Source organism: Paracoccus hibiscisoli (assembly GCF_005048265.1).
Taxonomy (GTDB): domain Bacteria; phylum Pseudomonadota; class Alphaproteobacteria; order Rhodobacterales; family Rhodobacteraceae; genus Paracoccus; species Paracoccus hibiscisoli.
The window spans coordinates 1-630 of sequence record NZ_SUNH01000110.1 but is presented as its reverse complement, the minus strand read 5'-3'; the positions used below and the strand labels follow the sequence as shown (position 1 = coordinate 630).

The 630-nt window shown below is 59.8% G+C and carries 1 pseudogene; it reads left to right on the top strand.

The features are described from left to right. Window positions 1-630: pseudogene (locus tag FA740_RS19555) on the top strand (IS5 family transposase); the annotation flags it as partial.

Here is a 630-nt window from a genome sequence, read left to right as displayed (position 1 = left end):
GAGGAATGGGCGTTCTTTGAACGGTTTATCCTGGCGGTCCGTGCGCCGAACGGGCGCAAACCGACCAACCACCGCCTTGTTCTTGATGGGATATTCTGGATCGCTCGCACCGGTGCCCCATGGCGCGACCTGCCTGAGGAATTTGGCAAATGGTCGAGCGTCTACCGGCAGTTCCGACGCTGGACGCGGGCAGGTCTCTGGGAGGACATCATGGACGCCCTGAACCAAAGCGGGGCGGCGCCGGATGCTCTCCAAATGGTCGACAGCACCGTGGTTCGCGCCCATCATCAGGCTGCGGGCGCAAAAGGGGGACTCCACGACAGGGTTTTGGTCGCTCAAGAGCGTCCGGTGGGAAAACGATCCACCGGATCGTTTTCTGGACCACCTTCCACTTCACGACCAAGATCCACCTCCGCGTCAGTGCAGCAGGCCTGCCCATGAGGACTGAGATCACGCCGGGACAGACATCCGATTATCTGGGGTTCGACCTCATCATGGCCGACAACCTGCCAGAGCCGAGCGTCCTGTTGGCAGAAAGAGGCTATGACGCTGACAAAATTCGAAAAAAGATGGAGGTGCGGGACGTGCTCACCCAAATTCCCATGCGCAAACCATGCAAGATGCGCGTCG